Raw genomic sequence first — 8,284 nt, forward strand, 5'->3', positions numbered from 1 at the left:
ATGATCCCGAACTGACGCGCTTGCAGCACCAGCTCGATGGCGTGCTGTTCAAGCACCATCGACAGCACCTGACGAATCGCTTCCATCAGTTTGCGGAAACTCGCGCCCTGGTCGCTGTGCTGGTAACGGCTGTCCAGACGCGGGCGCTTGCTCTCGCTGGAAAACGTCGCCAGATCGCCGAGCATGGTCAGCAGTGTGCGGTACAACTCTTCCGGGTGAACCTGTTCCAGGCCCAGGTAATGGCGCAGCAGCATTTCGGTGCGGTTGATCAGTTGCAACATCATGAAGTCGCCGATTTCCGCGCCACCGACCTTGCCGTTGGAGCTGATCCGCTCGGCAATCGTGTCGCCCCGGTGGCCGAGCATACTGATGACTTCTTTGAGGCACGACAGCAAGTAGCTGGACGAGTGCGCCTGAATGTAGGTCGGCACGAAGTCGGGGTCGAGGCTGATCACACCGTCGGGCGTGGTATCGAGCACTTCGCAGATTTTCAACTTCACGTAGGCCTGATCGCTCTGCTGCTCACCGAGCAACAATTTGAAGTCCGGACGACCGCAGCTGACCTGGCTGGCGGAGTCGTCACCGGCATTGGAGTCGGCGACTTCCGCGTCGTACGCGGTGTAGCGCGCCAGCACGTCGGACTGCTCCGGGCGGCGAGACTCGATGTGGTTACCGGTGACCAGCGGCAACGCCAGGTAGATCGGCGTGTTGCCAGTGTTCGGCGGCACGTCCAGAGCCAACGGCTCTGTGTTGCCGCCCAGTTCGAACAGGCTGCCGTCCGGCAGAATCCCCGAGGCCTGGCTGATCACCAGTTTGCCCATGTTGAGGAACTGCAAGTCGATTTCCAGGTTCAGGAAGCCCCAGATGTAGCTGCCTAGCAACTGGGTACGGGTCTTCATCTGGTGGTCGTAGTAACGATCGTTGTGCTGGAAGTGCTGCGGACGCAGCAGCATGCCTTCCTGCCAAATGACTTTATGGGCATTCATGTTCAGTCATCCGTCTTGGCGAGCGTTTCATGGGTGTTGCGGATGCCGGCCTGATCGAGGGTCAGGTCAGCCACGGTGACTTCCAGCGCAGTGATTTGCACGGTGTAGCGCCATTTGGTTTCTGGCAGGTCGCGGTAGGCCGCGAGCACGCCGACGTACCGGCTGCCCTCCTCCACACTGAGTTTGAGTTCGATGGTTTCACCCGGACGCAGCTCGAGTTCTTCGCTGGCCACCAGGTCCGGGACCAGGGATTCCTTGGCGCGTTCGTACAGGCTGAAGAAGTCGGCGTTCTCGAACGTCACCGGGTGCTTGAGCTCGAACAGACGCACGACAATCGGCGACGGACGCCCGTTGAGGTCCGGGTTCAGCTGATCGCTGCCGGTGAGCTTCAGGTTGACTTTGGTCACTTTGGAATACGGCGACAACGACGAGCATCCGGCCAACAGCGCGAGGGCAATGAACGCCGTCAGCGTCTTGAAAAAAGCGGTCGAGCAGCGAGACATGCGCATCATCCTTGGTGGTCGGTGTGAAGGGTAGAAATCAGGCGGATCTGTTCTTCGTAGGCCTGGGCAAAGTCGCGGGCCAGCAGGCGCTCGCTCCAGTCATCGTCCAGACGCAGAGCCTGGTGATAACGCCCGTAGGCTCTCCAGCGACTGCCGGAGGTGGCGAGCAACGGCTTGTTGTCGCGCTCGAAACGCAGGGTCAGCTGTTGCGGCGAGAAGTGTTCCAGGGTGCCGCGAACGGCAGCGCGACTGGCGGTCAGCAACGCCACCTGATGCGCCTGCAAATCACGGAACGCACGGGAGATCGCTTGCTCGGCCGGCAACTGACCCGGCTTGTTGCCCTGCAACAGAATGCCCAGCGCTTCGCCGGCATCGACGGCAAATTTCAGCGGGTTCTTGTTAGTGCCTTGCACGGTGGTTTGAGCCAGGCGCAGTTCGTTTTTCAGTTCGCTGCGGGTGCGCAGGCTCTGCTGCAAACCGCCGACGCTCTGCTTGAGCAGGCGCGCGGCGTTCAGGGCCAGGGCTTCGCGAGCGTCGTGGTCAAGGCCTTTGAGATCCACGCCGAGAGCGGCACCGAAGTGTTCCCAGAAGCCTTCGCTCTGACGCTCGACCGCTTTGGGCGGCGGCGCTGGCGCAGGTTCTGCCGGGGCGGCGATCAGCTCCGGTACCATCAGGCTTTCCATGTCGATGCGCGCGTAGTCGGCGCGTTGACGGGTGTCTTCGATCGTGGTGCTCGGGGAGATCAGTTCATCGATTTCCGAGTACACGCGCTCTTGCTGGTCGAGGGCATTGAGCGGGTCGAGGTCGAGGAACGCATCGTCCGGAATGATGCTGCCCGCCGCCTGCGGACGGCCGGCTTCAACGTCGAAGGTCGCCGGGTCGCGCACCAGTCGCGCGCGGATCTCGAAGTCACCCAGCACGTACACACTGCCGTGCTCGATGCGCATCGGCTCGCCTTTGCGCAGGCGCGCGCCGCTTTCGCTGTCCTGAATACCGTTGCTGCTGGTATCGGTCAGGAAAAACGTGCCTTCGCGGTAGCTGATCAACGCGTGGTGGTTGGACAGGTGACGCTTGCGGTCGGGGATGATCCAGTCGCAATCCTCGCCCCGGCCGATCACGCCACCGGCCTGCTTGAAGGTCTTCTGGCACAAATCCGTGGGCACGAACTGCTTGGTGTTCAGCATTTCGAAAACCAGTTCCATGGTGATACTCCTTGCGGTCACTTGCCGCGATTGACCGCCTGCGGATCACCCAATGGGCGATAGGTGTTGTCGTTGTATTTGTAATTGCCGCTACAGCCGCCAAGGCCGCATAGAACGACGAGGGTCAGCAGGACGGCTTGCCAGTGACGAACAGGCATCAGAGGGTCTCCATGGGTAGACAAAGCACAAAGCGCCGACCCGTTCGGGCGGCGCTGTTTGAAGCAAATGAGGCAGGTTCGAGCGCTCTAGCCATGGGGCCTGAGCGCTGCCGTTGTGGCGAGGGAGCTTGCTCCCGCTGGGCTGCGGAGCAGCCCCAAAACCAGCTGTCCCGTTTATTCAGGCAGGCCGTGTTGGCTGAACTGCGACTGCTGCGCAGTCGAGCGGGAGCAAGCTCCCTCGCCACAGGATTTCGCCGCTCAAAAAAAATGGGGTCAGCCATCGAAATCACCCAAATTGATATTCAGGCGCCCGAGGCGATAAAGCAGCGTGCGGCGTGGCAATCCGAGTTCGCGGGCGGCGAGGGTCTGGTTGCCGTCGTTTTTGCGCAGGCAATCGAGCAGCAAACTGCGTTCGACCTGCTCCAGACGTTCGCGCAGGTTCAGGCTGCTGTCTTCCGGCATGGCTTCCATGCGCAGGGAGAAATGCTCGGCCAGCAACTCACCGCCTTCGCACAACAGCACCGCGCGTTCGACCAGGCCTTTGAGTTCGCGAACGTTGCCGGGGAAGGCATAACCGGACAGGTGATCCAGCGCCGCGTCGGACCAACGCACGGCATCGCGTTGCAGAAACGCGCAAGCCTTGTCGGCGAAGTGCCGGGCCAGGTCGAGGATGTCGCCTTCGCGCTGACGCAGGGCCGGCAACTCGATCGGGAATTGCGCGAGGCGGTAGTACAAGTCCTCGCGGAATTTGCCTTCGCTGACCAGCACCGCCAAATCCCGGTGAGTCGCAGCGATGATGCGCACGTCGATTTTGTGGGTGTCGTTGGAACCCAGCGGGCGGATCTCGCCTTCCTGCAACACGCGCAACAGCTTGGCTTGCAGGGACAATGGCATGTCGCCGATTTCATCGAGCAACAAGGTGCCGCCATTGGCCGCGTCGAACAGTCCGGCACGGTCACGGTCGGCACCGGTGAAGGCGCCTTTGCGGTAGCCGAACAGCTCGCTTTCCAGCAGGTTCTCGGGGAACGCCGCGCAGTTCTGCACGATGAATGCCTGGGAACGTCGCGGACCGCAGTCGTGAATCGCCCGCGCGACCACTTCCTTGCCGGTGCCGGTTTCGCCGCGCAACAGCACGGTATACGGGCTGTGCAAAACTTTGCTGATCAGCGAATACGTCTGGCGCATCGCCGCGCTCTTGCCGATCAAGCCATAACCGCTGACGCTCGGGACGCTGACCGACGCCGGTCGTGTATCGCCAGCCGGCCGACGCAAACGTTGCAGCAAGTGCAATTGGCCGAGCACGAACGAGCCCAGTTGACCGAGGGAATCAGCAAAGCCTTGCAGGTCGATCTGCCGGCGACTGGCACACAGCAACAAACCTTCGACAGCCTTTTGCTGATTGACCAACGGCACGCACAACAACGACTGCCAAGGCGTGGCCTGGGGCGGCAGGAAACTGGTTTCGTGCAGGCTGCCGCTCAGTTCGCCGAGGCACACCACGCGGTTCTGGCACAGGGCGAATTGCAGCAGTTGTTCACCGTTGTAATCCGCCGGCAGGCTCGCCGCTTCTCGGGGTTGCAGGACGCCGTTCAAGCACTCGGCATTCATCCCCAGGCAGGTATGGGTAGCGTCCAGCAGGTACAGCTGCGTCAACTCGCAACCGCTGAGTTCGGCCAACCCGCGCACGAAGTCACCCAGCAGCGCAATGCCGTCCGCCGCCCGCGACAGGCTGGCGAACTGCGCCAGCAAGGCTTCGGCGTAGACCAGTGGTTGCGGCACTTGAGTGAACATCACACCCACCTCAGGCGAACTCGCACGTCACGCTGGCGTCGCCGTCGAGCGTCGCGTGGACACGCTTGAGGCTTTCGCCCGTGGCCATCGCATCGAGCAAGCGGTCGGCCACCAGCGGCAGCACGTGCAGGTCGAGCAAATGGTCGATCAGGCGCGCGCCACTGTCGCTCTGGGTGCAGCGCTCGGCCAGGTGATCGACGAGGTCCTGGGAGTAAGTGAAGTCGAGCTGACGACGGTTCAGGCGCTCGCCCAAACGGCCGAGTTTGATTTCGATCAGTTCGCGCAGCACCGGGCCGCCCACCGGGTAGTAAGGCACCACGCGCATCCGCGCCAGCAACGCCGGTTTGAAGTGTTTGCTGAGCACCGGGCGAATGGTTTCTTCGAGGACTTCGGCGGTGGGCCGCGCACCGTTTTCGCAGAGTTCGCTGATGCGGTCGCTGCCCAGGTTCGAGGTCATCAGGATCAGCGTGTTGCGGAAGTCGATCTCGCGCCCTTCCCCATCGTTGGCCACGCCTTTGTCGAAGATTTGGTAGAACAGGTTGAGCACGTCCGGGTCGGCTTTTTCGACTTCATCGAGCAGCACCACCGAGTACGGTTTCTGGCGCACGGCTTCGGTGAGCATGCCGCCCTCGCCGTAACCGACGTAGCCCGGCGGCGCACCGATCAGGCGCGACACGGTGTGCTTCTCCTGGAACTCGGACATGTTGATAGTGGTGATGAAGCGGTCGCCGCCGTACAGCAAATCGGCCAGCGCCAGCGCGGTTTCGGTCTTGCCGACGCCGCTTGGGCCGACCAGCAGGAACACGCCGACCGGGGCATCAGGCTTGTTGAGGCCAGCGGCAGTGGCGCGCATCGAACGGTCGAGGGCATGAACCGCCTGTTCCTGACCCCGAATGCGCGTGCGCAGGTCGGTGGCGAAGCTCGCGACCTTGGCGTTGTGCTCGCGGGCCAGTTGCGCCAATGGCACGCCGGTCCAGGCGCTAATCACTTCGGCCACCAGACGCGGGCAGACTTCGAAACTCACCAGACGTTCTTTGACCTGGGCCTCGGTCAGGGCGCGGTGGGTTTCGTTCAGCGCAGTTTCCAGGGACACGACGCTTTGTGCTTCGTCTATTGGCAGGGTTTCGATCACGGTGCCTTCGGCGTCTTCTTCAACCGTGATGGTCGGTTCGACGGCGGCGGCCTCACGGGCCTTGGCCAGTTGCTGACGCAGCTCCAGCAGGCGCTCGGCCAGCGCTTTCTGCTCGGTCCATAGCGTTTCGAGGGCGACCCTTTCGTCTTCAGCATCGGCCAGGCGATCTTCCAAAGCGTCCAGCGCTTCGTGATCGATCAGCAAACCAGCTTCAGCGTCACGGCGCAGGGCCTGACGTTGACGGCCACCTTCGGCCAGCTCACCACGCAGTCGCTCCAGGCTTTCCGGGGCGGCGGCGAGGCTGATGCGCACGCGGGCGCACGCGGTGTCGAGTACGTCGACGGCTTTGTCCGGCAACTGACGACCCGCCAGGTAACGGGCAGACAATTCGGCCGCTGCAACCACCGCGTCATCGCGCAGGTAAATGCCGTGGCTCTTCTCGTAAACCTGAGCCAGGCCACGCAGGATGGTCACCGCTTCGCTGACGGTCGGTTCGTGCAGTTGCACCGGCTGGAAACGACGGGCCAGGGCCGGGTCTTTCTCGAAGTATTTTTTGTACTCCGCCCACGTAGTGGCGGCGATGGTGCGCAACTCGCCACGGGCCAGGGCCGGCTTGAGCAGGTTGGCGGCGTCGGAACCGCCGGCATTGCCGCCCGCGCCGATCAGGGTGTGGGCTTCGTCGATGAACAGGATGATCGGTTTCGGCGAAGCTTTGACTTCATCGATCACGCCTTTGAGGCGACGTTCGAATTCACCTTTGACGCTGGCGCCGGCCTGCAACAGGCCCATGTCCAGCGACAACAACTCAACGCCTTTAAGTACCTGCGGCACTTCACCGGCTGCAATGCGCGAGGCCAGGCCTTCGACGATCGCGGTTTTACCGACGCCGGCTTCACCGACCACGATCGGGTTGTTCTTGCGCCGACGAGCGAGGATGTCGACCATCTGCCGGATCGCGCCATCACGGCACAGCACCGGGTCGAGTTTGCCGTCGCGGGCCTGTTGGGTCAGGTTATGGGTGAAGCGCTGCAGCAGCGATTCGCCGGGCACGGCGGGTTTACCGGTGGCCGGTTGTTCTTTCTGCGACAGGGCGAATTCTTTCAAACGCTCGATGTTCAGCTTGGCCAGCAACGACTGATAACGGCTGCCGGCGTAGCGCATCGGGTTGCGCAGCAGGGCGAGGATCAACGCGGCTTGTTCGACCTGGCTCTGGCCCAACTCGAGGTTGGCCACCAGCAAGGCGTCTTGCAGCCACTGCACCAGTTCCGGGGCGAATACCGGGTTGCGCGAGGCGCTGTGCTCGACCCGCGATTGCAACGCGGCGCTCAGTTCGCCGGCGTCCACTTCGGCATCCTGCAACGCCCGTGCGAGCAGGCCCTGCGGGCGCTCCAGCAAGCCCAGCAGCAGGTCTTCGACGAGGATCTTGCTGCCGCCACGGGCGACGCAGCGTTCGGCAGAACTTTCCAGGTCACGACGGGTTTCGGCGTCCAGCGCCTGGATAAGTTGTTGCAGGTCTACGTTGATCATGTGTCATCTGTCCTTAATGAATTTTGCTGCCCAGGGTCACCACGCCGTCCGCTTTCTCGCGGCCGAGCCAACTGGTCCATCCCAGGCGACAGGCGTTCTGCTCACCGATGCGCAGTTCGCGGATTTCTTCCTGGCGCAGCACCAGGCGAATGTCGTAATCGAGCGGGTCACGCAGGGTGAACCGCACCAGCGCGCACAGCGGCTGGTAGCCGAAACCGATCGGCAGGAATTCGTGAAAGCGTTGCCAGTCGAGCTCGCGGATATGAATGCGGAATTTGCCGCTGCGATCGCGCACGTGTTCGCCCAGCACCAGGTCTTCGCCGAGCATGCTGTTGGCGCGGCCCAGGCGATTGCGCTGCTCGTCGAGAATTTCGACACGGCGCTCGATGCACTGCTCGATGGTCAATTCGGCGTGCTTGAAGTAGTAGCGCAGCACCGCTTCGATCAACGCCGCCGAGTGCGCCCGCAAACTGAGCAGGCCGAGGTACGGCAGCAGGCGTTTCCAGTTCAGCTCCTGAGCCTTGCGGATCTCTTCGCCACCGAGGCCGATCAACGCAAACAGTTGCGCCGAAAACGGGTCGAGCGCCCCGCTCTTGAAACTGGCGCGGTAGCGATACTTTTGCCAGATCGGCAGCATCAGCCGTTGCAGGCGATGGTGGAACAGGTCGAGGAAGTTGCGGGTCGGATTGCCGTCTTCGCTGTCGCCCAGGGCCTGTTCGCCATAGAACGCCGGCAGCGGCGAACCGGAACCGACCAGGCCAATCAGGTTGAAACGCAGGCGCGCACGCATCTGCCCGTGCTCTTTGAAAAACTCCACGCGATCGACGTCGCTGCCAGGGAAACCCAGACTCGGGTTGGCCTGGAATTCCAGCTGGTCATACAGGTCGTCTTCGCTCAGGTGCGGGTGTGCATCGCGCAGCCGGTCAATCACCAGCAGCACTGCCTGAAACAGCGAGTACTCGCGTATTACCCGGGTCCGCCCGCT

General features: G+C 62.6%; 7 protein-coding genes. All 7 read right to left on the reverse strand.

Going from position 1 to position 8,284, the window contains the following annotated elements:
* The coding region (tssK, locus tag ACIPLA_RS27655) for a type VI secretion system baseplate subunit TssK (RefSeq protein WP_401177593.1) at window positions 1-986 on the reverse strand (986 nt) is incomplete at its 3' end.
* Window positions 987-988: 2 nt separating this feature from the next.
* A complete protein-coding gene (gene tssJ, locus ACIPLA_RS27660) occupies window positions 989-1,489 on the reverse strand; it encodes a type VI secretion system lipoprotein TssJ (protein WP_401177596.1) in 501 nt (166 codons plus the stop codon).
* 5 nt (window positions 1,490-1,494) lie between these two features.
* Window positions 1,495-2,691 (reverse strand): type VI secretion system-associated FHA domain protein TagH, encoded by a 1,197-nt coding sequence (gene tagH / locus ACIPLA_RS27665; protein ID WP_401177599.1) that lies wholly within the window; start codon window positions 2,689-2,691, stop codon window positions 1,495-1,497.
* Between the two features lie 17 nt (window positions 2,692-2,708).
* On the reverse strand, window positions 2,709-2,849 hold the full coding sequence (locus ACIPLA_RS27670) for a hypothetical protein (protein ID WP_007894589.1): 141 nt from the start codon (window positions 2,847-2,849) through the stop codon (window positions 2,709-2,711).
* Window positions 2,850-3,122: 273 nt separating this feature from the next.
* Window positions 3,123-4,640: a sigma-54 interaction domain-containing protein gene (locus ACIPLA_RS27675; protein WP_401177602.1), complete on the reverse strand. Its 1,518-nt coding sequence runs from the start codon at window positions 4,638-4,640 to the stop codon at window positions 3,123-3,125.
* Window positions 4,641-4,650: 10 nt separating this feature from the next.
* The gene (gene tssH, locus ACIPLA_RS27680) at window positions 4,651-7,299 is read right to left on the reverse strand and encodes a type VI secretion system ATPase TssH (protein WP_218395504.1); all 2,649 of its coding nucleotides are present in this window, start codon (window positions 7,297-7,299) and stop codon (window positions 4,651-4,653) included.
* A gap of 13 nt (window positions 7,300-7,312) precedes the next feature.
* On the reverse strand, window positions 7,313-8,284 hold a 972-nt coding region (tssG, locus tag ACIPLA_RS27685), incomplete at its 5' end, for a type VI secretion system baseplate subunit TssG (RefSeq protein ID WP_401177606.1).

The sequence above is a fragment of the Pseudomonas sp. NPDC086112 genome (assembly GCF_044746425.1).
Taxonomy (GTDB): Bacteria; Pseudomonadota; Gammaproteobacteria; order Pseudomonadales; family Pseudomonadaceae; genus Aquipseudomonas.

Coding starts and splice junctions, on each gene's coding strand:
- tssJ (WP_401177596.1), bottom strand. CDS start 1,489: ATGTCTCGCTGCTCGACCGCTTTTTTCAAGACGCTGACGGCGTTCATT.
- tagH (WP_401177599.1), bottom strand. CDS start 2,691: ATGGAACTGGTTTTCGAAATGCTGAACACCAAGCAGTTCGTGCCCACG.
- ACIPLA_RS27670 (WP_007894589.1), bottom strand. CDS start 2,849: ATGCCTGTTCGTCACTGGCAAGCCGTCCTGCTGACCCTCGTCGTTCTA.
- ACIPLA_RS27675 (WP_401177602.1), bottom strand. CDS start 4,640: ATGTTCACTCAAGTGCCGCAACCACTGGTCTACGCCGAAGCCTTGCTG.
- tssH (WP_218395504.1), bottom strand. CDS start 7,299: ATGATCAACGTAGACCTGCAACAACTTATCCAGGCGCTGGACGCCGAA.